The organism is Vibrio crassostreae, assembly GCF_041439375.1.
Classification (GTDB): Bacteria; Pseudomonadota; Gammaproteobacteria; order Enterobacterales; family Vibrionaceae; genus Vibrio; species Vibrio crassostreae_D.
Genome location: NZ_JBGONY010000059.1, coordinates 1 through 23,632, shown reverse-complemented (window position 1 = coordinate 23,632; position 23,632 = coordinate 1). Strand labels below are relative to the sequence as shown.

At 43.3% G+C, this 23,632-nt stretch carries 21 protein-coding genes; 10 read left to right on the top strand and 11 right to left on the bottom strand.

Annotated features, from left to right (window positions below):
- The first annotated feature begins 187 nt into the window (after nt 1-187).
- A complete protein-coding gene (locus ACED45_RS19590) occupies nt 188-634 on the top strand; it encodes a CBS domain-containing protein (RefSeq protein WP_108020769.1) in 447 nt (148 codons plus the stop codon).
- A gap of 70 nt (nt 635-704) precedes the next feature.
- Here the strand turns inward: ACED45_RS19590 and ACED45_RS19585 are convergent, their stop codons facing one another.
- Entirely contained in the window at nt 705-1,610 is a 906-nt protein-coding gene (locus ACED45_RS19585) for a hydrogen peroxide-inducible genes activator (RefSeq protein WP_060983289.1), read from the bottom strand.
- A gap of 210 nt (nt 1,611-1,820) precedes the next feature.
- On the opposite strand from ACED45_RS19585, the gene ACED45_RS19580 reads away from it, so the two are divergent.
- The 3 genes from ACED45_RS19580 to ACED45_RS19570 all read left to right on the top strand — a co-directional run bounded on the left by ACED45_RS19580 (nt 1,821) and on the right by ACED45_RS19570 (nt 4,520).
- Nucleotides 1,821-2,429 (top strand): peroxiredoxin C, encoded by a 609-nt coding sequence (locus ACED45_RS19580; RefSeq protein ID WP_004740353.1) that lies wholly within the window; start codon nt 1,821-1,823, stop codon nt 2,427-2,429.
- Between the two features lie 315 nt (nt 2,430-2,744).
- The gene (locus ACED45_RS19575; protein ID WP_146489705.1) at nt 2,745-3,497 is read left to right on the top strand and encodes a copper homeostasis protein CutC; all 753 of its coding nucleotides are present in this window, start codon (nt 2,745-2,747) and stop codon (nt 3,495-3,497) included.
- Between the two features lie 93 nt (nt 3,498-3,590).
- Nucleotides 3,591-4,520, top strand: a complete 930-nt coding sequence (locus ACED45_RS19570; RefSeq protein ID WP_371714821.1) for a LysR family transcriptional regulator — start codon at nt 3,591-3,593, stop codon at nt 4,518-4,520.
- A gap of 27 nt (nt 4,521-4,547) precedes the next feature.
- Here ACED45_RS19570 and ACED45_RS19565 read toward each other — a convergent pair whose 3' ends face one another.
- Nucleotides 4,548-5,243: a hypothetical protein gene (locus tag ACED45_RS19565; protein WP_146489665.1), complete on the bottom strand. Its 696-nt coding sequence runs from the start codon at nt 5,241-5,243 to the stop codon at nt 4,548-4,550.
- A 384-nt stretch (nt 5,244-5,627) separates the two neighbouring features.
- Between ACED45_RS19565 and ACED45_RS19560 the strand changes: the two genes are divergently transcribed.
- Nucleotides 5,628-6,119, top strand: coding sequence for a hypothetical protein (locus ACED45_RS19560; RefSeq protein ID WP_371714822.1), 492 nt, complete (start codon nt 5,628-5,630; stop codon nt 6,117-6,119).
- Nucleotides 6,120-6,127: 8 nt separating this feature from the next.
- On the opposite strand, the gene phoU is transcribed toward ACED45_RS19560, so the two are convergent.
- The 4 genes from phoU to ACED45_RS19540 all read right to left on the bottom strand — a co-directional run bounded on the left by phoU (nt 6,128) and on the right by ACED45_RS19540 (nt 11,756).
- Nucleotides 6,128-6,826: a phosphate signaling complex protein PhoU gene (gene phoU / locus ACED45_RS19555; protein WP_146489664.1), complete on the bottom strand. Its 699-nt coding sequence runs from the start codon at nt 6,824-6,826 to the stop codon at nt 6,128-6,130.
- 74 nt (nt 6,827-6,900) lie between these two features.
- A complete protein-coding gene (gene pstB / locus ACED45_RS19550; RefSeq protein WP_060983284.1) occupies nt 6,901-7,719 on the bottom strand; it encodes a phosphate ABC transporter ATP-binding protein PstB in 819 nt (272 codons plus the stop codon).
- A complete protein-coding gene (gene pstA, locus ACED45_RS19545) occupies nt 7,720-9,429 on the bottom strand; it encodes a phosphate ABC transporter permease PstA (protein WP_371714820.1) in 1,710 nt (569 codons plus the stop codon).
- Between the two features lie 110 nt (nt 9,430-9,539).
- Complete coding sequence (locus ACED45_RS19540) at nt 9,540-11,756, bottom strand: ABC transporter permease subunit (RefSeq protein ID WP_371714819.1); 2,217 nt, start codon at nt 11,754-11,756, stop codon at nt 9,540-9,542.
- A 200-nt stretch (nt 11,757-11,956) separates the two neighbouring features.
- Here ACED45_RS19540 and ppk1 point away from each other — a divergent pair, with 200 nt between their 5' ends.
- Together ppk1 and ppx are read left to right on the top strand one after the other, a co-directional pair.
- Nucleotides 11,957-14,053: a polyphosphate kinase 1 gene (gene ppk1 / locus ACED45_RS19535; RefSeq protein ID WP_371714818.1), complete on the top strand. Its 2,097-nt coding sequence runs from the start codon at nt 11,957-11,959 to the stop codon at nt 14,051-14,053.
- Entirely contained in the window at nt 14,044-15,555 is a 1,512-nt protein-coding gene (gene ppx / locus ACED45_RS19530) for an exopolyphosphatase (RefSeq protein WP_371714817.1), read from the top strand. The genes ppk1 and ppx overlap by 10 nt, the downstream gene beginning before the upstream one ends.
- A 78-nt stretch (nt 15,556-15,633) precedes the next feature.
- Here ppx and ACED45_RS19525 read toward each other — a convergent pair whose 3' ends face one another.
- From ACED45_RS19525 to phoB, 3 genes are read right to left on the bottom strand one after another with little or no spacing between them, the layout of a single operon-like run.
- Nucleotides 15,634-16,611 carry a PstS family phosphate ABC transporter substrate-binding protein gene (locus ACED45_RS19525; RefSeq protein ID WP_371714816.1) on the bottom strand — a complete coding sequence of 326 codons (978 nt, stop codon included), beginning with the start codon at nt 16,609-16,611 and terminating at the stop codon, nt 15,634-15,636.
- The gene (phoR, locus tag ACED45_RS19520) at nt 16,608-17,906 is read right to left on the bottom strand and encodes a phosphate regulon sensor histidine kinase PhoR (protein ID WP_371714815.1); all 1,299 of its coding nucleotides are present in this window, start codon (nt 17,904-17,906) and stop codon (nt 16,608-16,610) included. The genes ACED45_RS19525 and phoR overlap by 4 nt, the downstream gene beginning before the upstream one ends.
- A gap of 33 nt (nt 17,907-17,939) precedes the next feature.
- On the bottom strand, nt 17,940-18,629 hold the full coding sequence (phoB, locus tag ACED45_RS19515) for a phosphate regulon transcriptional regulator PhoB (protein ID WP_004735064.1): 690 nt from the start codon (nt 18,627-18,629) through the stop codon (nt 17,940-17,942).
- Between the two features lie 194 nt (nt 18,630-18,823).
- Here phoB and rdgC point away from each other — a divergent pair, with 194 nt between their 5' ends.
- The 3 genes from rdgC (at nt 18,824) to ACED45_RS19500 (ending at nt 21,633) form a co-directional block, all read left to right on the top strand.
- Entirely contained in the window at nt 18,824-19,738 is a 915-nt protein-coding gene (rdgC, locus tag ACED45_RS19510) for a recombination-associated protein RdgC (RefSeq protein WP_017062534.1), read from the top strand.
- A 204-nt stretch (nt 19,739-19,942) separates the two neighbouring features.
- Nucleotides 19,943-21,346: a prephenate-dependent tRNA uridine(34) hydroxylase TrhP gene (gene trhP / locus ACED45_RS19505; protein ID WP_371714814.1), complete on the top strand. Its 1,404-nt coding sequence runs from the start codon at nt 19,943-19,945 to the stop codon at nt 21,344-21,346.
- Nucleotides 21,347-21,378: 32 nt separating this feature from the next.
- Nucleotides 21,379-21,633: a YfhL family 4Fe-4S dicluster ferredoxin gene (locus tag ACED45_RS19500; RefSeq protein ID WP_004740368.1), complete on the top strand. Its 255-nt coding sequence runs from the start codon at nt 21,379-21,381 to the stop codon at nt 21,631-21,633.
- Nucleotides 21,634-21,674: 41 nt separating this feature from the next.
- Here ACED45_RS19500 and ACED45_RS19495 read toward each other — a convergent pair whose 3' ends face one another.
- Nucleotides 21,675-21,983 carry a hypothetical protein gene (locus ACED45_RS19495; protein WP_060983276.1) on the bottom strand — a complete coding sequence of 103 codons (309 nt, stop codon included), beginning with the start codon at nt 21,981-21,983 and terminating at the stop codon, nt 21,675-21,677.
- Between the two features lie 274 nt (nt 21,984-22,257).
- The gene (gene mepA / locus ACED45_RS19490; RefSeq protein ID WP_371714813.1) at nt 22,258-23,097 is read right to left on the bottom strand and encodes a penicillin-insensitive murein endopeptidase; all 840 of its coding nucleotides are present in this window, start codon (nt 23,095-23,097) and stop codon (nt 22,258-22,260) included.
- Between the last annotated feature and the right edge of the window lie 535 nt (nt 23,098-23,632).

The following is a 23,632-nucleotide window of genomic DNA, read 5'->3' as shown; positions in this document are numbered from 1 at the left end:
CGAGCCGCAATAGCAAGGTTTACAGCAATGGATTATTGTAAAGAGGCGTAAAATAATGCTACTAACTCACCTCCTTAAACTAAAGAATTAGTTGCATAAAACTCACCCAAAAATGCGTCAGATCTCAGTTATTTTTAGGATAAAAAACTATAGTAATAGCAACAAAATAAAAAAGAAGGAGGTTCGTATGATCAAGGTTGAAGATATGATGACTCGCAACCCTCATACCCTATTGCGCTCACACTCACTAGCCGATGCTAAGCACATGATGGAAGCGCTTGATATCCGCCATATTCCGGTCGTCGATGCCGATAGAAAGCTACTCGGTGTTGTCACACAACGAGACGTTCTAGCCGCTCAAGAATCCAGCCTACAAAACATCCCACAAGCTCAATCTTTTACTCTTGCTACTCCCCTCAACGACATCATGCACAAAAGTGTTATGTCAGCAGAGCCACGTGCAGGATTAAAAGAATCGGCTATCTATATGCAGAAACATAAAGTGGGCTGTTTACCTGTCGTAGAAAACCACGAACTAGTAGGCATTATCACCGACAGTGACTTCGTCACCATCGCGATTAACTTGCTTGAACTGCAAGAAGAAGTCGAGCCAGAAGAAGCTGAAGTAGAGTAACGCTCGGAAGTGATATAAAGAAGAGCGGCCAATTAAGCCGCTCGAAGGGATTTTTTGTCGATACGGACTATTATAAAAGCTCAGAAACCACATCAGCTAACTGATGAAATGTCTCACGACGTGAAGAGCTTGGTCGCCACACCAGACCAATGTCTCGGTACGCCTGTTGGCCTGGAGGATCGATCACCACGAGATTCTGGTTTTGCAGCAAACCATGGTCGATCGCCATCTGAGGAATAAAGGTAGTACCTAGCCCGTTTGCCACCATTTGAACCAATGTATGGAGACTTGTCGCTGTGAATGGGTTTATCTTCTCTTTATCTGTTAGCTTACAGGCTGATACTGCGTGCTCGGTTAAACAGTGTTCATTTTCCAATAAGAATACAGACTCGTCTGGTAGGTCATCATATTTAATCGGGACACGAATACCATCGGCTTGAGTTCGACTGATCACCATTCTGAATGGATCTTGCCCGACAACTTTGCTTTCCATGTTGTCGATATCGACGGGCAAGGCCAAAATCAGTACATCTAACTCACCATGACGTAGTGCAGCCAACAGATTGGTTGTCGTGTCTTCACGTAACAGTAAATTCAACTGTGGAAAGCGTTGGTTCGCTTCTTGTACCAAATCGCACAAAAGGAACGGTGCAATGGTAGGAATACACCCTACTCGCAGCTGCCCTTGCATCGCATCTCCGTTACATAGGTTACCGAGTTCGACAAGATCTTGCCCTTTCGCCAATAGCTCTCGTCCATGCTTGACCACCAGCTCACCCGCTTGCGTGAAGACCAATGGACTCTTTTTATCTTTCTTCTCATAAAGAGGGCAACCGATAAGCTCTTCTAGGTTTTGAATACCTTTACTTAGAGTAGACTGGCTAACGAAACAGCGATCAGCTGCGTCGCTAAAGTGGCGTGTTTCGTGAAGAGTAACAAGATAGTGAAGTTGCTTAAGACTTGGCCATTTATTCATGAAATTACTTTGTAATATGAGTAGGATAAGTTACACGAAGGTCATAAGACCTGAGAAAAGGACAAAGAATAAGCTTATCGCTTTTTTCGATTAACTTAATCTATTTAATTCGCTTTTTTCTATAGTACCGATTGTACTATAGTTTGTCGCGTAGAAACGGAGCCCAAACAAAGATGTGTTGGGCCAACTAATTTTTTAGGAGATTCCAAAATGGTACTAGTAGGTCGTCAAGCCCCTGACTTTACTGCAGCAGCTGTTCTAGGTAACGGTGAGATCGTTGATAACTTCAACTTCGCAGAATTCACTAAAGGTAAGAAAGCTGTAGTTTTCTTCTACCCACTAGACTTCACTTTCGTTTGTCCTTCAGAGCTAATCGCTTTCGACAACCGTCTTGAAGATTTCCAAGCTAAAGGCGTTGAAGTAATCGGTGTTTCTATCGATTCTCAATTCTCTCACAACGCATGGCGTAACACTGCTATCGCTGATGGCGGTATCGGTCAAGTTAAATACCCTCTAGTTGCTGACGTTAAGCACGAGATCTGCAAAGCATACGATGTTGAGCACCCAGAAGCAGGCGTTGCTTTCCGTGGTTCTTTCCTAATCGATGCTGACGGTCTTGTACGTCACCAAGTAGTTAACGACCTTCCACTAGGTCGTAACATCGACGAAATGCTACGCATGGTAGACGCACTAAACTTCCACGAGAAGAACGGTGAAGTTTGTCCTGCACAATGGGAAGAAGGTAAATCAGGTATGGACGCATCTCCAAAAGGTGTTGCAGCATTCCTATCTGAGCACGCTGACGACCTAAGCAAGTAATTACCTCTTAAGCCCGAACTCAACGCGGGTTAATGGTTGGAAGACTCTCTATAAAGAGAAATAAAGCATAAGCTAATAGCGCAAAGCGCACCGCCAATCAGTTAAGAAGTAAAGTCTTATTCAAAGCCCGAAGTTCACGCTTCGGGCTTTTTGCATCTATTGCTTCAATAATGATTTATTCCTCGCTCATATCCACTATGAATAGAGGTAACCGCAAAGCCAAACTTTACCTCTATTTTCCTCTATCTCTACCTATTCAGAATCATCCCAAGATTGCTATGATTTCATCAGTATCTTTTTAAACGGATAAACATGATGAACATCGAAATTGAAGTCTGTATCGATAACTTAGAATCTCTACACAACGCGCTGTCTGGCGGCGCAAATCGCATTGAACTTTGCTCCTCACTAGCACTTGGCGGGTTAACTCCTAGCTTCGGTATGATGAAACAAGCGGCAAGAGTTTCGTCCGTTCCTGTCTACGCTATGATACGACCAAGACAGGGCGACTTCATTTTCGATGATGACGATATGCTCTGTATGCTTGAAGATATTGAAGCTTGTGCGAGTGCAGGATTGAATGGGGTCGTACTTGGCGTGTTAGCGCCTAATGGAAGTATTGATATGCCAAAAATGCAGCAACTGGCTGACAAAGCGCACTCATTAAAGCTTGGGATTACGTTTCACAGAGCCATTGATCAAAGCTCTGATTACCAAACAACCTTAGAACAGGTCATCGCACTTGGATGTGAAAGGATCCTGACATCAGGGCTTGCTGTTAATGCTGAGCAAGGCATCAATATCTTGGCAGAAATGGTTAAACAGGCCGATAGTCGAGTCGACATCATGGCAGGGGCTGGCGTCAACGCAACGAATGCGAAAATGATTCATAGCACCACCCAAGTACCTGCACTTCACCTTTCAGGTAAATCGACAAGACCGAGCCTAATGGAAAGCAACTCAAGTGCTCAAATGGGCAGTGATGATATTGATGATTATCAGATCCCCGTGACTGATGCGAATAAGATATCCGATGTAAGAGCAGCCCTTACCGCTTTAGGACAATAGTCGCTACCAAAAATCGAAAAGAACCACGCTGACTAATCTAACTGACTGACGTATATTAGATTTAATAACGCAGTAAACCTTTCATGGACAGATATGGCTAAAGACTTATTCAGCTCTCTCGATTTAAACTTGTTACGTACCTTTCTGATTGTTTATCAAGAAAAAAACACCAGAAAGGCGGCAGAACGTTTATTCGTTTCTCAGCCAGCAGTTAGCCAAGCCCTACAGAAGCTAAGATACCACTTCAATGATGACCTTTTCGTTAAAGTTCATGGAGGTTTGCAGCCTACCGCTTTCTCAGAACAGCTCACTAATCAAATCAAACCGTTCATGGACGGTCTATCTATCGCGGTTAATACATCAAACACTTTTGATCCGAAAGAGATCGATTACACACTCAAAATAGCGCTATCTCCAGTGGTACTTTCTTGTCTGTCCGGCTCACTTTTTAAAGATATAAGAGCACAAGCACCAAACGCTAAACTAAAGCTTGTTCCATGGTCAAACTCGTCTGTCTCAGATATACAAAAAGACGAGGTTTTGATGGGAGTAAGCTATTTAGGAGAAAAGACAAGTAAAGAAGTCTATACAAGGCAGCTCATTGAATTAACAGGACGTATATTTGTTAGGAAAGATCACCCTTTAAAGCAAGATACCGTAACTCCATATGATATGGCAGGGTACGATATCGCTTCATTAGTCACACCAGGTTGGAATGACAATTTTAGCTTAGCGTCTCAGATTCTAACCGACCTTTCCATCGAGCATAGTATAGGTTTCCGCAGCGAATTGGTCATGGCTCTAATCGATGTCATTCAACATACTGATATGTACATGCCCCATTCCAACCTATTCCCAGTAGAGAATTATCCAAACCTACGTGGAATTGACGTTTTAGTTGAGGGACATGTACATACAAAGCCAATCTATAGCTATATACACATTAAAAATCGAAACTCGCCTTTGACAAATTGGCTTTCAAAACTCATTAAACAAGTTTTATCAGAACAGCTTCAAAAGTAAGCTCAGTTACAAGGTATATATTGAACCCTAGTCTTCTGGACGCCAACTCAATGCACTCGCGATAGTACCAATAACTAGCGTATCTTTCTCATCATCATTAAGTTCAGGCATCATCTGTAAAGTTAGCATTCCATTCGTCTGAGCGGCTGCTACCTCTTGTGAAACTTGTTTAAAGCTATACCCTAAAGGTTTTTCAACTGACATCAAAAGGTCTTTGCTTGAGTGGACAGTTTCTACATCATATTTACTCGACCCAACTCGTATGTAGCCAGCTTCTTTCTTCTCTAAACTAACTTTAATCATCCCAGATTGAGGCTCTAAGACGAACTCTCCTACTTTCTCATTCCTTTGGGTTACAGAGCAGCGATAAGGCTTATTGCCACCGAAATCAACACCCATATAGTTAACTGAAGTCCCACCGCCAGAACAAATTAAGTTCCACACCTGACCATTGTCGTTTCTAGTGATCTCAGCTGCAAGCTCTCCGTCTTTAAAAGAGACAGTATCAAACCATGTTGAACTTGATGAGTTTCGACTGTATTTGCCTTGATACATACCTGCAATATCAAACGTTCCTTCTTGTCCCAATCCCCAGAAGTCACCATCTGTTTTAATAATAAGTTGCGGTTGCTTACTAACCACTTCTGATTTGTCCATGATGGCAACGCTGCCGCACGCTGTTAACGTGAAAAGAGGGGACAAAACTAAAAGAAACTTTTTCATACTGATATCTACCTGAAAAATAAATGTGGAGGATAAATTCAGCAAGAGAATAAATTAAAGATTAATCGGAATATAGTAAACACTAATGAGCCACATCGACATTATCGTCATTTTCATCATTACATCGAAACAAATACACTAAATAACATAAGGTTAAGTAGACGTTTATCTATCAAACTCGTTTTGTAAGGCTACGTAAGACAAAGCACTCGCTAAATAACGATAACAACCACTGATAAGTATACGTTATTACAGAGATAACCAATGCGAATTAGCCTGCTCTTTCAAAGTCCATACAATGATTACCGTTATCCAGTTAATTCTCTGGGTTCATTCATGGATCGACCTAATGCTAAGGAGAGCAAAATTTACTTCGGTGGTACCATGAAACTAAAAACACTTCTTCTAACTTCGGCTTTATTCTCAACCTCTGCATTTTCAAGTGGTCTTCATTTATCCCCTGAACTAAAAATTGGTTCTTATCATGGCTTCGGGTTACAGGCGGGGGTTACTGATGTGGCAAATTTAGGTGCCGTTTACCTAAGTTATTCTCACCTTTGGTATGACAGCGAACGATATGATGAAACTGTCGATGCATATCGTGTTGGTATCCAAAATATGTTTGGAAGAAACCAAAACCACGGCTTTCAGGCTGAGATAGGTGTGGCAAGTTATGATGGTACAAAAACACGCTCAGGCGAAGTAGAAGAAAAGACAACCCATGGGTTAAGCCTAGGCGGTGCCTACGTTTACCAAGCGACACCAATGCTTGGACTGCGTGCTGGTGTTGATATGAATATTTTTGATCACAATAAAACCTTTGTGCCTTACGACACGACGATCAATTTCAATCTTGGTGCAATTCTTAGCTTTTAAAGAGTCCCCTACTTCAGTGCGTCATCTAGGCTTTGATCGCCTAAATGGCGTACATCTTTCCCTTTCACAAAGTAAATAATGTATTCACAGATATTCTGGCAACGATCCCCCACTCGCTCAATCGCACGAGCCGACCACATCACCTGTAAAATATTTGGGATGTTATTAGGGTCTTCCATCATATAAGTCATTAACTGACGAATGACAGCCTCGTATTCCGCATCCAACTTATCATCAAGCTTGTGAACTTCTGCCGCCGCATCGACATCCATACGAGCAAAAGCATCTAATACTTGGTGAAGCATGGTGATAGCCTGACGGCAAAGAGGCTCTAACGAAACATGGAACTTTTGTTCTTTGGTCGAAGGGATCTCTATCGCACCTTGAGCGATTTTAGAGGCAACATCGCCAATACGTTCTAGATCGGTAATCGTTTTGATGATCGCCATAATCAGACGCAAATCTTTCGCTGTCGGCTGACGCTTTGCAATGATTCGAGTACACGCCTCATCAATCGACACTTCCATCGCATTCACTTTATGGTCGTCACGAATCACTTTTTTAGCCAATTCAACATCGTCTTTATGAAGCGCCTGCATTGCAAACGAGAGTTGCTGCTCCACTAACCCACCCATGGTCAATACATGAGTACGGATCGACTCTAACTCGACATTGAATTGCCCTGAAATGTGGCGACCGAAATGCATAGCTGCTCCTTGAAAGAAATGAAGAAAGCCATTTTTATAGAGTGACTTAGCTCTAGATGACACCTCTGTAGAGATTAGCCATATCTACCAGTAATGTAGTCTTCCGTCTGATTTTTCAATGGAGACGTAAAAATTGAGTCCGTATCTGAGTACTCGATCAATTTTCCCATATGAATAAAGGCAGTATGGTCACTTACACGCGCGGCTTGTTGCATGTTGTGGGTAACAATCACTACTGTGTATTGTGTTTTGAGATCGTTGATCAACTCTTCAATCGTCAAAGTAGAAATCGGATCCAGTGCAGATGTCGGTTCGTCCAACAAGAGTACTTCAGGCTCAATCGCGACCGCACGAGCAATAACCAAACGCTGCTGTTGGCCGCCAGATAAACCAAAGGCGTTCTCATGCAGTCGATCTTTCACTTCATCCCATAGCGCTGCAGCACGAAGAGAGCGCTCAACCGCATCATCAAGGTCTCGGCTGTTGCTAACACCTTGCAGCCTCAAACCATAAACCACATTCTCATAGATAGATTTAGGGAAAGGGTTCGGGCGCTGGAATACCATACCAACACGACGCCGTAAGGTCGCAACATCCACCTCAGGGTGATAGACATTCTTGCCATGAAGCTTCACTTTCCCAGAAACCTTACACCCTTCAACTAAGTCATTCATCCGATTAATGCAGCGCAGCAAGGTCGATTTACCACACCCTGATGGGCCAATAAAAGCCGTCACTTGCCCCTTTGGAATTTGCATTGAAATATCATCGAGTGCTTGGCTCTCTTTATAATAAAGATTTAGCCCCTCAATTGAGATAGCAACTTGCTCATCCTTCAGGTTATGAACATCTAGTGGTGCTTGGTAACCCAAGGTTTCATTAATCGAGAACATTTAATCTTGTCCTAAGGTTCGGTATTTTTCACGCAAGTTATTACGGATATTGATGGCTGTTAAATTCAATCCAACAATCACCGTAACCAATAAAAATGAAGTGGCATACACTAAAGGTCGTGCCGCTTCAATATTAGAGGTTTGAAACCCAACATCATAGATATGAAAGCCTAAATGCATGAACTTTCTGTCTAAATGTAGATATGGAAACTGACCATCTACTGGCAAGCTTGAAGCTAATTTCACAACACCCACCAGCATTAGTGGAGCCACTTCCCCTGCGGCTCTCGCGATTGCCAAAATTAAACCCGTGATAATCGCAGGACTTGCCATCGGTAAAACAATACGCCAAAGCGTCTCAAATTGAGTAGCACCAAGGGCTAATGAACCGTGCCTCACAGAGCTAGGAATCCGTGTTAAACCCTCTTCGGTAGTTACAATAACAACGGGCAATGTTAATACCGCTAAGGTTAATGCAGACCAAAGTAGACCCGGTGTACCAAATGTCGGAGCAGGTAATCGCTCAGCATAGAACAGCGTGTCAATCGAGCCACCAATGGTATAAACAAAAAAGCCTAAACCAAAAACACCATACACAATCGACGGTACACCCGCCAAGTTAATCACAGCAATACGAATCAAACGTGTGAGTGCGTTGTTTTTTGCATATTCATGAAGATATATCGCAGCAACCACCCCAAGAGGCATCACGACGATCGACATAAGAATAACCAGCAACACGGTGCCGAAAATCGCAGGAAACACACCGCCTTCAGAGTTTGAGTCTCGTGGGTTCTCAGATAAGAACTTCCAAACTTGTTTGCCCCAATGCCCAACCTTTTCAAGATAGGACATATTATTCGGGTACCAATAATCCAGAATGTGACTGAGCGAAATTTCAACCACTTTTCCTGTCATATCCTCAACGAGTAAGCTTTCTACATTAAGCTGCGTTCTCAAGTGCTCGAGCTTTGCTTCAGCCTCACCTAATTGGCGGTTTAATTCCAGTCTAGTTTGAGTATAGGTTTTAAGATATTCATCGCTCACTGATTCATTAAGTTCAAGCTTACGCTTTTCTAAACGCAAGTTTTCCAATTGCCAGCTGATATTGCGAATTTCTTGATTTACAACACGCGACGTTTCTTTACGTAACGTATCGGCAAACGCTAAACCTTGTTCGAGCTTTTGGTCTATGTTCGAATCAAATGTGCCAGAAGCGGTTTTAAAACCCACTGGCTTACCAAAGAAATAACCACCTCGACTTCGTTCAATCACAACCCAATCAAGTGGAGTGGTTGGTTCACGTAAGTTAACATCCAGAATCGAAACAAAGTCCGCAGAGTACAGTTCTCTGTTGGCGACTTTAATGCTTAAGCGCTGTATTAGCCCTGTCGACAAATTTTGAGGCGACAGAAGGCCATGGACTTGTGGAACTTGCTCTATCGGAATGTACTTTCGTTCATATAACTGACCAATCAATAAATCTTGTTTTGATACGGTTTCGTCAAGGTCGACCACTAACGATAAGTCTTTGGAATCAACTTGCCATTGGTATAAAGGAGCTGGCCAAAAATAGGTTAGGCCCTTCCAGCCAATCAACAGCATGAGACCAAGGACAGAAAGCATACTGATGCTCACAGCCCCACCCGTTAGCCATATCCACGGAGAGCCCGATCTAAACCAAAATATTAATGACTTAAATTTATTCATCACGATCTACCTTACTCTTGACGAGCGGGCTCAAGGAACAGAAAATGCCACGAGATAGGCTAGTCAAACAGCTAACAGTCATTGATGCATATTGAAGTAAATCTTTAAAACTACAGCGCACGATATTTATCTCTCAGTCTTTGTCTAACCCACTCTGCAACTGAGTTCACCGCAAACGTGAAAATAAACAGCAACAATGCTGCCAAGAACAATAAGCGGAAGTGAGAACCGCCAACTTCTGATTCAGGCAATTCAACTGCAATCGTTGCTGATAGCGTTCTCATCCCTTCCAAAATATTCCAATCGAGAATTGGTGTGTTACCTGTAGCCATCAAGACGATCATTGTTTCGCCAACCGCTCGTCCTAACCCCATCATGATGGCTGAAAAGATACCCGGACTAGCCGTCAATAACACTACATAAATAAGGGTTTGCCACGCTGTTGCGCCCAACGCCAATGAACCATCTGATAAGTGTTTAGGTACAGAGAAAATAGCGTCTTCGGCGATAGTGAAGATTGTCGGGATAACCGCAAAGCCCATAGCAAAACCAACCACCAGCGCATTGCGCTGGTCAAAATCGATGCCATAATTAGCCAAAAAAGTACGAATGTCACCACCAAACAACAAGGCTTCGATGCTGTTTCCACCAGCAAACACAGCGCCCACCGTAATCATCAATACCGGTATCAATATTAAAGCATGCCAGCCATTAGAGAAGCGACTCGTCACCATTTTAGGTAAGCAGTACCAAACAAGCCCCGTAAATAATGTGCTTAGTGGTAATAAAACCATTAATGAGAAGACTGCAGTTAAATGCGTTTCAACAATTGGAGCAAACCAAAGCCCGGCCAAAAATCCGATGATCACGGTCGGAAGTGCTTCCATCAGCTCTATCGAAGGCTTAACCACTCTTCGCATTCGTGGAGACATGAAGTAGGCAGTGTAAATGGCTCCGAGCACAGCAACCGGCACGGCAAACATCATCGCAAACAGAGCGGCCTTAATGGTACCGAACGTGATAGGTACTAAACTGAATTTCTCTTCAAAGTCATCGTTCGCCGACGTTGATTGCCAAACGTATTGTGGCTCAGGGTAACTTTCGTACCAGACCTTTTGCCAAAGTGATGAAAATGATATTTGTGGGTATTCATTGTCGACTTTAGCCACACTGATAGTGCCATCAATCAACGTCGCCAGATGCAGTTCATTGGCAGACATAGCGGCTAATTGTGGTGACTTATCAAACGCTCGTTCAAACAACGACAGCTTTTCACTGGTTGTATAATGGCTTTGTAATGTGCCGTTTTTATAGAAGCTGTAAAAACCCTTTCTATAAGTATCGGGCAGGATAAATTGCACTTGTTCGGCAAGTTGGAAATCTCGAATATGGGTCAGACTACGCTTTTCATCTTTGAGTACATCGAACCACTGAGAAACCTGTCCGTCCTCATGCGTGACCAACAACGAGTATGCCCCAGACAGTAAATCGATGCTTTTTACGGAATGCTTCGCATCGTTTAAGCTAAGGTCAATCACTTCACGAACACCAAAGCCGTTATCTGATAGTTTTAAAACAACCAAATCCGATTGTGCTCGGAGATATAAAGTTTGCCCATCAGGTGTGACGAGCAGTTGCTGCTGCAAGCCCAATTTATCCGACAGCCATTGGCTCTGCTGAAAAACATACTGACCAGTAAGGTCGCTCTGATACCACTTAACTAAGACTCGCTGGTCACTTAACTGAGCAGCAACCGTAATACCGCGTCCATTTTTTGAGAACGCAAATTTGTCGATCGTTGCCCCGTTTGAGGATTCATCATTTAAAAATGGTTCAGGGAGATCGATTTGCTCAATTTTAGGTTCGGCTTCGCTGCCCTTTTTCAGCACAGGCGCACTATACTCAGGATAGAAAAGAGTAAGGTTGCTAGCGCTGTCGGCAAAAGCAAACCAGTTTTCAGATGGGGTATTTCGAGAAAAGGCGACTGGGTTGGCTACAACATTACGCTCAAAGTAAGAGTGTGTATTTTGGGCCTCTAAATCCCAAAACTGTACCAAACCGGATTTTTCGATAGTAAATGCATGCTGACCATATTCGTCAACTGATAAGACGATAGGCTTTTCTGCGGCAACGGTCTTCACGGCTTGGTCAGTATCTAAACCAGTGTCAGAAAACACAGGTAAAATGACCATCGCCAAGTAAACAAAGATCAATACCAGAGCAGCGAGAACACTGACCGCACCACATGTCACCGAAAAACGGACGAGACGATCTTTCAACCATCTTTTTTTGTCGCGCTCTTTCAATGAAAATTGGGCTGAAGCCATCTGTTTATCTACCTTTTTTTAGCTACTGACATAATATGTATCTTAGATGACAATTATATTACAAGTTACGTTAAACAACTGAAACTAATAACAAGTTTGTTAGCCATATTTCTTAAAGTAAGATCATAGATTTTGTGCATTTTGCTATTCTAAATTAAAGTAATCAGCTCTATAGCCAGTACTCAAGGATTCTCATCTCGATGGAAAAAGACTATGTCACAAAAGAACTTAGCTGGTTATCGTTCAACGAAAGAGTGCTCCAAGAAGCGGCAGACAAGTCAGTACCATTAATCGAAAGAGTTCGTTTTTTAGGTATTTACTCGAAAAACCTCGATGAGTTTTACAAAGTTCGATTTGCTGATGTGAAGCGAAAGATCTTACTTCAAGATCCACAGCTACTCTCCAACTCACCGAAAACTTTACTGACTCAAATGCAGAGTAAAGCGAGCAAGCTCGATGCTCAATTCCATGACCTGTATAACGACCTATTGTTGGAACTAGCGCGCAATCGTATTTTTCTGGTCAACGAACAGCAAATCAGCGAAGAGCAAAGTGACTGGATCAAAAAGTACTTTAAGAAAAAAGTGCTACCACACTTAACTCCGTTTCTCTTGAACGAAGATAGCCAGTTACTCAATATTCTCAAAGACGAACAAAGCTACTTAGCCATCGACATCGGGCATGAGGCATCTTCTCAATATGTCTTACTCGAAATCCCATCAGAGGAACTCCCTCGATTTGTAAAGCTACCGGAAGCTTCGGGTTCGCAGCGTATGACTTTGATCTTGTTAGATAATATAGTTCGATTTTGTTTGGGTGACTTGCTTAAAGGATTCTTTGAGTATGACTCATTGCGTTGTTTTGCGATAAAAATGACGCGTGATGCCGATTATGACCTTCAAGAGGACAATGAAAATAACCTATTAGAATCGATGTCTTTAGGTTTAGAACAGCGCTTAACGGCACTGCCGATACGTCTGATCTATGAATCAGAAATGCCAGCTGAAATGCTCAACTTCTTACAAATCAGGCTTAAATTGTCTGACTATGATAGTGTCATTGCAGGTGGTCGTTATCATAATTTCAAACATTTCTCTGAGTTCCCAAGCCTTAACCGACGTGATTTAGTTAATCGCCCACTACCCGCGATTAAGTGCGCGCATTTCAACCACTACCCAAACTATTTCGAAGCAATCAAAGCGCGTGACATCTTACTCCATTACCCTTATCACACCTTTAATCACATCACTGAACTTGTTAGGCAGGCTTCCTTTGATCCCAAGGTAACCTCCATCAAAATAAATGTTTACCGTGTTGCGGAAGGCTCAAAACTCCTCAGCTCGATCATCGACGCTGCGCACAATGGTAAAAGGGTCACCGTGGTTGTCGAGCTGCAAGCCCGCTTTGACGAGCAAGCCAATATTCAATGGACCAAGAAACTTCAAGAAGCGGGTGTAAAAGTCATCCATGGCATCCCGAGCTTAAAAATTCACTCCAAGCTGCTGCTCATTAAACGAAAAGAAGGCAAGCATACAGAGTATTATACCCATATTGGCACCGGTAACTTTCATGAAGTTACAGCGCGCATGTATACCGATTTTTCTCTGCTCACTGCGAATGAAGGTTTGACTCAAGAGGTGAGACAAGTCTTTAAATATATTGAAAACCCTTATCAAAAGTCACAGTTCAAACAACTGATTGTGTCACCAAAGAATACAAGAAAACGCCTCTACCAGTTGATAGATAATGAAATACAAAATTCGATAGAAGGTAAGCCCGCAAGCATCACTCTAAAACTCAACAACTTGGTTGATCGAGAGATCATTGAAAAACTCTATCAGGCCAGCCAAGCCAATGTAAAAGTGAGAATGGTCATTCGCGGCATGTGCTCTCTTGTCCCTAGCATAACCAACATCAGTGACAATATTGAGATTGTCAGTGTGGTCGATCGTTTTCTCGAACACCCGAGAGTGATGATATTTAGTAACGCTGGAAAGCCGAAAGTCTATATCTCCTCTGCTGACTGGATGACACGAAACTTTGATCACCGCATCGAAGTTGCAGCCCCAATTTTAGATCCAAAGATCAAGCAAACCATCATCGATATCACCGAGTTTCATTTCGATGACAGTAACAAAGCTCGAGTGTTAGACCAATCGATGAGCAACCCTTACATACAACCACCAGCTAACCCACTTGATTACCCGACGTCACAACTCTCCACTTACCACTATATTAAACGTATGGAGAAACTTGCTCGCAAGAAGTACAAACAAGAGAAGAAATCATGCCACTAATTGATAACAGACATTCTCGATGTATTGCCGCTATAGACTTGGGCTCGAACAGCTTTCACATGGTAGTTGCCCGAGTATTCGATCAACACCTGCAATTAGTCAGCAGACACAAACAGAAAGTGAGATTAGGTAATGGATTGGATGAACGTAACTTCCTATCCGAAAGCGCTATCGAGCGAGGCCTAGAATGCCTTAAAGTATTCGCAGAGCGACTAGCAGATTTTGAACTTGATGATGTCAGAGTTGTTGCGACTCATACTCTAAGAAAGGCCAAAAACGCTAAAGACTTCTTAGAGCAAGCTAAACCATTGTTCCCTTTTCCAATCGAGATCATTTCCGGTCAAGAAGAAGCTCGAATAATCTATAACGGCGTAGAACACACTCAAACCGCCTCTGAATCTAAATTGGTTATTGATATTGGTGGAGGGAGTACCGAACTCGTCGCAGGACAAGGTTTTACTCCCTTAATTATGCGCAGTTTACCTATGGGATGCGTCAGTTTCACTCAACGTTTCTTTGCTGACGGAGGGCTAACCTCAAAACACTTCTCAGATGCTAATACCGCGGCTACTCGTCTATTGATTCCATTAATTGAAGAATATACAAAAGCCCCTTGGGAAATCGCCTTTGGCTCATCAGGGACGGCTAAATCAATAAAAGAGGTACTCATTGGCTTAGGGTTCACCGATGGCCTCATTACACCCCAACGCCTGTCCTATTTAAAGAATCACTTATGTGAATTTTCATCATCCAAAACCTTAAATCTTTCAGGTTTAAGTGATGAGAGAAAGCCAGTGTTTGCTGCTGGCGTTACCATTCTTTCAGCAGCCATGGATACGCTAGACATCAAAGAGTTACATTTTTCTGATGGAGCCCTGAGAGAAGGCGTTCTTTATGACATGGAGGATCGATTTAAAGATATAGGTGTTCGAACAAGAACTGCCGAAACGCTCATCTCTCGATACCATGTAGACGTAATTCATGGCAAGAAAGTGAAAGAACTCGCTCTTTCATTGCTGAAACAAATACAACCTCAAGTGACAACGGCGGTCACTAATGAGCTGTATGATCTGCTTAGTTGGGCTGCATTACTTCATGAGGTAGGACAAAGTATTGCATTCCAAGGCTATCATCGCCATTCGGCTTATCTACTTAAGCACACGACAATGCCAGGCTTTAATACTGAGCAACAACGTCTTATATCAACATTGGTTCGCTATCAAAGAAAAGCGCTCAAGCTACAAGATTTGCCGGAACTTTCTCTGTTTACCCTCCAACAAATCACCCTGCTGATTCGTGTATTGAGACTCGCTATCTTACTCAACCGTCAGCGAAATCAAGCACAGGCCCCAGACGTATCGCTAACTATAAAACAACAGGATAACTGGGAATTGCAAGGATCTAACAGCGATTGGTTGGCCCATAACCAACTGCTTGATTGTGAACTCAGAGAAGAGCAACGACGTTGGCAAAATGCTGGATGGTTGTTGAAGCTAAAATAACGAACCATCAAAATAAAAACAGCCTGCGGCATCGCAAGCTGTTCATATGTTTCTTTTCTAAGTTTGTAGTAGCCTCAATCAGAGCCCGACTTTTGCCAACTCTTGCTCTGCGAACTCAGACGGTATCGCTAAATAGCCATCTTTCTCTACCAGTTCTTGCCCTTGCTTTGAGAACACAAAAGTGAGGAACTCTCTCTCAACAGGAGAAAGCGGTTTATCTGGGTGTTTGTTCACGTATACATAAAGAAAGCGTGATAGAGGGTAATCACCACTCAAGATATTCGCTCGAGTCGGCTCTACATAATCAGAACCATGCTCGGTAATAGGAATTAACTTAACGCCAGCCACTCGATAGCCAATACCCGAATAGCCAATACCGCTGATTGATGAAGCGACCGACTGTACAACCGATGCAGAACCTGGCTGTTCATTGACTCGGTTCTTAAAGTCACCACCGCATAAGGCGTTTTGTTTGAAATAGCCGTAGGTTCCCGAAACGGAGTTACGACCAAACAGTTGGAATCGATGTTTTGCCCATGGCTGATCGACTCCTAAATCTTGCCAATCGGCTAGCTGTTTCGTTGCACCGCAACGCAGTGTCTCTGAAAATATACCGTCAATTTGGCGAAAATTGAGCCCTTCAATAGGGTTATCACGATGCACAAAAATGCCAATGGCGTCGATAGCAACTCGCAGTGCCGTCGGCTTATAACCATGCTCTCTTTCGAATGCTTCGACTTCTCTTAGGCGCATCGGTCGGCTCATTGGCCCTAAGTGAGCAGTACCTTCGGTTAAGGCTGGAGGAGCGGTAGAAGAGCCAGATGCTTGGACTTGAGCATTTACATTCGGGTAGTAAGACTTGAACTCTTCCACCCATAGCGTTGTCATGCCTGCCAAGGTATCCGAACCTACCGACAATAAACTCCCGGAAATGCCTGGAACCTTAGAATAATCAGGAAGAGAATCGACACCTTGTTCTGCATGGACAGAGTTAACCAAAGCCAACGCTAACAATGAACTGACGGGGAAACGCACCCTGCGTATGAGAGAAATCATGACACAGTCAATCGATTTGGAAGCGTGAAGTAGAAGCGGCTACCGACACCCACTTCACTTTGAATTTCTAAATGTGAGTCATGGTGACTAAGCGCATGTTTCACAATCGCTAACCCAAGACCACTACCACCAGTATCACGTGAACGTGCTTTATCTACACGATAGAAACGCTCTGTGAGTCGATGTAAATGCTGAGGTTCAATACCATCCCCCGTATCTGACACGTCTAAGCAGGCACCTTGACTAGTCTGATACCAACGTACCTTAACCGTAGCGCCCGGTGGTGTGTATTTCACTGCGTTGTACACCAAGTTAGATATCGCACTCCTCAGTTGATCTTCATCAGCTAAAACTCGTAGGCTCTTATCGATATCAAATTCCAGCTTATGCTCACGCTCACCACTTAGGCTTGCAGCCTCTTTTTCAAGAACCTCAAGCATCGCCGGAACGTTAACCACTTCATCGAGCTCATGCATTGGCGCAGCTTCAATTTTAGAAAGCGTGAGTAGTTGATTAACCAGACTGTTCATGCGATTCAATTGCTCAGTCATCACACCATGAGCTTTAGGCCACATAGGCCCAACGATCATATCTGGATCTTCCGTCATTTCAAGGTAGCCCTGAAGTACGGTCATTGGAGTACGTAGCTCATGAGATACGTTAGCGAAGAAATTACGACGCATGCCCTCCAACTGCTTAAGCTGAGTGACATCACGCACCACCATCAGGTGTTCACCCTCAGTATACGGCACAATACGCAGTTCGAGCATACGCTCCACATTCAGTGGAGAAGGCATCTCTAATGGCTCAGAGAAATCTTGCTTATTCAGGTACTTAATAAAATCTGGAGTGCGGATCAAATTCGAGATAGGTTGTCCAGAGTCGTCTGGCCAACGAAAGCCCAACAAATACTGAGCCAGTTTGTTACACCAAACGATATTGCCTTCGCCACGAAATACCACAACGGCATCGGGAAGGGATTCTGCACCGTTGCGGAAACGGCGAATAAGGTTGGTCAGTTCTTTACGTTTGCGACGCTGTCTCTGCTGCATACGATAAATACCGTTAAACAAAGATTCCCAGTTTCCAGAGCCTGAAGGGGGTGTTAGACGCTTCTCATCCCACAACCACGCGGACAAACGCATTTGGTTGTGTAGATGCCAGCCGAGCTGCAATACCGTAGCAGCCAGCAGTAACCAAGGTAGATAACCGAATATCCATCCGACTAAAACCCATGGTACGTAAAAAAAAGCCAGCTCCCAAGCCAGCTTTTTCCAGGTTAACTTTTCAACCATTCAGGACTCCGTAAACTGGGCAGCGAAGCCACATTAAGCCTTTGTAGAAAAACGGTAGCCAGCGCCACGAACCGTTTGGATTAGCTTATCGTGACCTGCAGATTCAAGCGCTTTACGCAGGCGTCGAATATGTACATCAACCGTGCGGTCTTCAACGTAAACGTTGGTACCCCAAACGTTGTTAAGCAGCTGCTCTCGACTGTATACACGCTCTTGATGCGTCATAAAGAAATGCAGCATTTTGAATTCTGTTGGCCCCATATCAACTGGACCTTCGCTTGCGGTAACGCGGTGAGATACTGGGTCTAGCTTAAGACCTTGTACATCAATCACATCTTCTAGTGCAGTAGGCGTTACACGGCGAATAACCGCTTTCAGACGAGCGACGAGCTCTTTGGGTGAAAATGGTTTGGTAATGTAGTCATCAGCACCCACTTCTAAACCACGAACCTTATCTTCCTCTTCGCCACGAGCCGTCAGCATCACCACTGGGATGTTGCGAGTTAACTCTTCACGCTTCATGTGCTTGATAAAGTTTATCCCGCTACCACCAGGTAGCATCCAATCTAGTAATACTAGATCTGGGAAAGGTTCACATAGCTTGTTTACCGCTGTATCGTAATCTTCAGCCTCTACTGCTTGGTAGCCTTTTTGTTCAAGTACAAAACACAGCATCTCACGAATAGGTGCTTCATCTTCAACGACCAGAATCCTTCTCGACATAATTGAATAGCCTTTGTATTTAATCAACGCATTGCATTATCTGAGTTAATTATGACACTTTTGTGACCTTTGAAAACAAATTTTCATATAACTGTCTCAAACATTTCACTTTACAACTTTTGATACAGAGCTAAGGACAAATCGAATTAGATCTCATATCATGAAGCACTTCTAAAAAGGTATGAGAAAAATTTATGTGGTTTAAAAATTGCCTAGTCTATCGCTTCAACCGTGATATTGATTTCAACGCAGATCAGCTAGAGAAACAACTTGAAGAATTCCGCTTTACTCCTTGTGGTAGCCAAGACAAACAGAAGTTTGGTTGGGTACATGCAATGGGTAGACACGGCGATATGATGACGCACGTATCAGAAAACCGCATTCTAATTTGTGCAAAGAAAGAAGAGAAAATGCTACCGGCTTCTGTGATCAAAGAATCGCTGAACGCAAAAGTAGAAACGCTTGAAGCTGAATCTGGCACTCCTCTTAAAAAGAAAGAGAAAGACAGCCTAAAAGAAGACATCATCATTGATTTGCTTCCTCGTGCATTCAGCCGCAGTAACTTTACTTATGCGCTGATCATGCCAAAAGAAGGTTTCATTGTGGTTGATGCTAGCAGCTACAAAAAAGCAGAAGACGTATTAGCATTGCTACGTAAAACAATGGGTAGCCTACCAGTCGTGCCCGCTATTCCTGAGCAAGCGATTGAAACAACGTTAACTGAATGGGTTAAGTCAGGCGATACGCCTCAAGGTATCACTATGCTTGATGAAGCAGAGTTAAAGTCTATCCAAGAAGACGGCGGTATTGTCCGAGTTAAGAAGCAAGAACTAGAAGCGGATGAAATTAAGAACCACATCGAAGCCAATAAGATGGTGACGAAACTTCTTATCAACTGGCAAGACCGTATTGAATTCATTCTTGCAGAAGATGGCAGTATCAAACGCCTAAAATTCAGTGATGAACTAAAAGACGAAAACGACGATATTCCTCGTGAGGACCAAGCTGCACGCTTTGATGCAGATTTCTCATTGCTATGTGGTGAGTTCAGCGTGTTCCTTCCGAACCTGTTCGAATCACTAGGTGGCTTAACTCAACCAAACGCTTAATAAGTAACTTCAAAGCTCAGGTGCACCGTGCCTGAGCTTATTTTCCCTACATTTCCCGCTTTATATTTATCCCTTCACTCTCTTCTTAATATCATTGCTATCTTTAGGGCTATCAACCAAACTCATTTTAGCGTAAAATTTGCGCCCCTTTGATATCACTTGGTGGTATCAACCTGACTTGAGATCAGATTAGAGAACGAAGCAATGACTACACAAAAACCATTTGTACCTGAACTATTATCACCGGCAGGAAGCCTTAAAAACATGCGTTACGCATTCGCCTACGGCGCAGATGCAGTTTACGCGGGTCAGCCACGTTACAGCCTTCGCGTTCGTAACAATGAGTTCAACCACGAAAATCTACAAATCGGTATCGATGAAGCTCATGCTCAAGGCAAAAAGTTATATGTTGTATGTAACATTCAGCCACACAACTCTAAACTAAAAACTTTCATTCGCGACCTTAAGCCAGTTGTTGATATGGGCCCAGACGCTCTTATCATGTCTGATCCTGGTCTTATTATGATGGTTCGTGAAGCATTCCCTGAAATGCCTATCCACCTTTCAGTTCAAGCTAACGCTGTAAACTGGGCAACGGTAAAATTCTGGGCTACACAAGGCGTTGAGCGTGTCATCCTATCTCGTGAGCTATCACTTGAAGAGATCGAAGAAATCCGCGAACACTGTCCAGAAACAGAACTAGAGATCTTTGTTCACGGTGCACTTTGCATGGCGTACTCTGGTCGTTGCCTACTTTCTGGTTACATGAATAAGCGCGATCCTAACCAAGGCACTTGCACTAACGCTTGTCGTTGGGAATACAAAGCAGAAGCGGCAAAAGAAGACGAAAACGGTCAGATTGTTGAAGCAAACCCTACTGGTGTTGAGATTCAGGATGTTGAAGTTCAAGACGAACGTCCAGACAACACACTAGGTCTAGGTAAACCAACAGATGAAGTGGTTCTACTTTCAGAGTCACACAAGCCTGAAGAGAAAATGGCTGCGTTTGAAGATGAGCATGGTACTTACATCATGAACTCAAAAGATCTTCGCGCAATCCAGCACGTTGAGCGTCTAACGAAGATGGGTGTTCACTCACTGAAAATCGAAGGTCGTACTAAGTCTTTCTACTACTGTGCACGTACAGCTCAGGTTTACCGTAAAGCTATCGATGACGCTGTTGCTGGTAAGCCGTTCGATGAAAGCCTAATGGGCACACTAGAGAGCCTAGCTCACCGTGGTTACACTGAAGGTTTCCTACGCCGCCACACTCATGATACATACCAAAACTACGAGTACGGTTACTCAATCTCTGACACTCAACAGTTTGTTGGTGAATTCACAGGTAAGCGCCGCGGTGACCTAGCGGAAGTAGAGGTGAAGAACAAATTCCTAGTTGGTGACAGCTTAGAAATGATGACACCGAAAGGTAACGTTGTTTTCAAACTGGAAGTTATGGAAAACCGTAAATCTGAAGCTGTCGAAGACGCTAAAGGTAACGGTCACTTTGTCTTTATTCCGGTACCAGCAGATCTAGACTTAGAGTATGGCTTACTGATGCGTAACTTGAGCGAAGGCCAAGATACACGTAACGCTTCAGGTAAGTAACTTTACTTAGAAACTCAACTGAGAAGAAAGCAATGGCTCTGTTAATCACTGACAAGTGCATAAACTGCGATATGTGTGACCCTGAATGCCCAAACGGCGCAATAACTATGGGTGACAGCATTTTCGAAATCGACCCAGATTTATGTACTGAATGTAAAGGTCACTATGAGAAGCCAACGTGTCAGTCTGTATGCCCAATTACCAAGTGCATCATCACTGATCCAAACCATATTGAAACTGAAGATGAGCTACTAGAGAAGTTTGTTATCATTCAAGGCTTGACCTAAAAGAAGAAAGGTTCAACTTAACCATAAGTTGAACCTTTTTTTTAACCTGATTTTTCGATTGGGTAAATATTGCAGAAGAGCTCTTTTTCAAATTGGTACTCGAGTCTCTCTCGCCAGTTTATCGACTGAGATACAGGAACAAGATAAAAGTTTTCCCTGCTGGTATCTGTCACAAATGCCATTCCATACTGCATCAATTCATAGTGCACATCATTTACGAAGCTAGGGTCTAGACGTTGTCTGCCCGTCAATTGAGTGATGTCATCCCTCGAAATAGAAATACCCGAACTTTCAGCGTTGAACCTATGTCTTAACCATCCTGAAAATTCCTTTGCACAAATCATAGTCATAGTCTTATCCTTGAATTATCTATCTACGGGTATCAGACTCTGATTTTACATACTGCATATAAGCCGCATCTTTCACCCCAAAAACACTCCACCCTTGACCAAGCCGTGTCAAATTCGTCATCGCCCTTGCTGATAGCGTTATTAGTTTTATTAATATCAAACGATGTTCTTAATCTCGTGTTTATAAACACTAGACAAAAGTGTGATATTTCTCCAGCTTTAGAGTCGAGAAAACCAGTGGCTGTACCACTGTAAAAAGCCTCGATTAACAGGATTACTTATTCGATATCAAGGCCAAACACTGACTTGGCATCACTTTAACTTTTTTCTTTTTCTTATTTTTCGCTACTTTTGGGGGAGGTGGAACTGGAATGGTCTTTGGAGCCCAACTGGCAAGTTCATCTCCACAGCCATCACCTTGAGGAGGGTTTGCTTGAGCTATACAATTTGAACTGCCTTCAGGACACTTTAAACGAACGTGGAAATGTGAATGATGCCCCCACCAAGGCCTTATTTTGCCTAACCAAGCTCTATCATTAGCGTCAGAGCCTTCTTGTTCACAAAGGGTTTGCTTAATCACTGGATGAACAAAAATACGTACCACTTTTTCATCTTTCGCGGCATAGCGAATGACTTGGAAGTGATCATCAGTCCAATTCGATTTGCGCAATTTGTAGTTGGTAAGATCGACAACGCTGATTGGCTTAGGAACAGCGAGTTCATTTTCGGACAGCCTCTTATCGGTGAGCCTTAACCATATATCAATATCCAAGCCAGTCTGGTGACTTGAATGACCAGACGAAAAGCGCCCTCCTCGAGGTAGAGAAATATCACCAACCAATAAATTAGTGTTGAGCTGTTCGCTTGCGGTCACACCTAGCCTTTCAATAAACTGAATGGCCTCTGTATGTCCATAGTAGCGCTCTCTCTGAGGACGAATCACTTGGTAACCTTGACCGTCAATTGGCAAAGCCTGCGCACCGTCTAGACAGCCATTAGCGTAACTACCGATAGATGAGGTTGAATTTCTTGTCGGGCTCTTTTCTTTTTCCCATGGGGTTGCCGATACGTAAAACGAACAAAAGATAAGAGCTGATGTACAAAATAACCTCATAACAATTCCAAATAAATGATCTCTATTTTCATACTAGTCGTCATTAGGAAATAGGTGCATATCGAGGATGATATTTTGAAGATAAAGAGGGATTTTCATTTGGAGAGAGGGTAATGTTCAAATCATAGAAAGCAAAAGGCTCGAGCATTTCTGCCGGGGCGCGCAAGTCTAGAGCCTTAAATATAGCAGGGGGGACTGAGCCGGCACTCCGGAGATTCGACAGGGCTGGCGCTCGAACTCCCAACACGCGCTGTTTTGGTAAGTAGGAGAATCCGCTGCTCTGCTAATGGCGGATGTTAGATTCAGAAAGCAAAAAGGCTCTAGCATTTCTGCCGGGACGCGCAGTCTAGAGCCTTAAATATGGCAGGGGTGGACTGGGCTGGCACTCCGGAGATTCGACCGGGCTGGCGATCCAGCTCTCAACATTGCTTCGTAGAAGCAACAAATGCAAAAAAGCCTCAGCATTTCTGCTGAGGCTTCGTATATGGCAGGGGTGGAGAGATTCGAACTCCCAACACGCGGATTTGGAATCCGC

Bases quoted from the DNA above. Each gene is read 5' to 3' on its own strand.
- ACED45_RS19590 (WP_108020769.1), top strand. From the start codon at position 188: ATGATCAAGGTTGAAGATATGATGACTCGCAACCCTCATACCCTATTG.
- ACED45_RS19585 (WP_060983289.1), bottom strand. From the start codon at position 1,610: ATGAATAAATGGCCAAGTCTTAAGCAACTTCACTATCTTGTTACTCTT.
- ACED45_RS19580 (WP_004740353.1), top strand. From the start codon at position 1,821: ATGGTACTAGTAGGTCGTCAAGCCCCTGACTTTACTGCAGCAGCTGTT.
- ACED45_RS19575 (WP_146489705.1), top strand. From the start codon at position 2,745: ATGAACATCGAAATTGAAGTCTGTATCGATAACTTAGAATCTCTACAC.
- ACED45_RS19570 (WP_371714821.1), top strand. From the start codon at position 3,591: ATGGCTAAAGACTTATTCAGCTCTCTCGATTTAAACTTGTTACGTACC.
- ACED45_RS19565 (WP_146489665.1), bottom strand. From the start codon at position 5,243: ATGAAAAAGTTTCTTTTAGTTTTGTCCCCTCTTTTCACGTTAACAGCG.
- ACED45_RS19560 (WP_371714822.1), top strand. From the start codon at position 5,628: ATGAAACTAAAAACACTTCTTCTAACTTCGGCTTTATTCTCAACCTCT.
- phoU (WP_146489664.1), bottom strand. From the start codon at position 6,826: ATGCATTTCGGTCGCCACATTTCAGGGCAATTCAATGTCGAGTTAGAG.
- pstB (WP_060983284.1), bottom strand. From the start codon at position 7,719: ATGTTCTCGATTAATGAAACCTTGGGTTACCAAGCACCACTAGATGTT.
- pstA (WP_371714820.1), bottom strand. From the start codon at position 9,429: ATGAATAAATTTAAGTCATTAATATTTTGGTTTAGATCGGGCTCTCCG.
- ACED45_RS19540 (WP_371714819.1), bottom strand. From the start codon at position 11,756: ATGGCTTCAGCCCAATTTTCATTGAAAGAGCGCGACAAAAAAAGATGG.
- ppk1 (WP_371714818.1), top strand. From the start codon at position 11,957: ATGGAAAAAGACTATGTCACAAAAGAACTTAGCTGGTTATCGTTCAAC.
- ppx (WP_371714817.1), top strand. From the start codon at position 14,044: ATGCCACTAATTGATAACAGACATTCTCGATGTATTGCCGCTATAGAC.
- ACED45_RS19525 (WP_371714816.1), bottom strand. From the start codon at position 16,611: ATGATTTCTCTCATACGCAGGGTGCGTTTCCCCGTCAGTTCATTGTTA.
- phoR (WP_371714815.1), bottom strand. From the start codon at position 17,906: ATGGTTGAAAAGTTAACCTGGAAAAAGCTGGCTTGGGAGCTGGCTTTT.
- phoB (WP_004735064.1), bottom strand. From the start codon at position 18,629: ATGTCGAGAAGGATTCTGGTCGTTGAAGATGAAGCACCTATTCGTGAG.
- rdgC (WP_017062534.1), top strand. From the start codon at position 18,824: ATGTGGTTTAAAAATTGCCTAGTCTATCGCTTCAACCGTGATATTGAT.
- trhP (WP_371714814.1), top strand. From the start codon at position 19,943: ATGACTACACAAAAACCATTTGTACCTGAACTATTATCACCGGCAGGA.
- ACED45_RS19500 (WP_004740368.1), top strand. From the start codon at position 21,379: ATGGCTCTGTTAATCACTGACAAGTGCATAAACTGCGATATGTGTGAC.
- ACED45_RS19495 (WP_060983276.1), bottom strand. From the start codon at position 21,983: ATGACTATGATTTGTGCAAAGGAATTTTCAGGATGGTTAAGACATAGG.
- mepA (WP_371714813.1), bottom strand. From the start codon at position 23,097: ATGAGGTTATTTTGTACATCAGCTCTTATCTTTTGTTCGTTTTACGTA.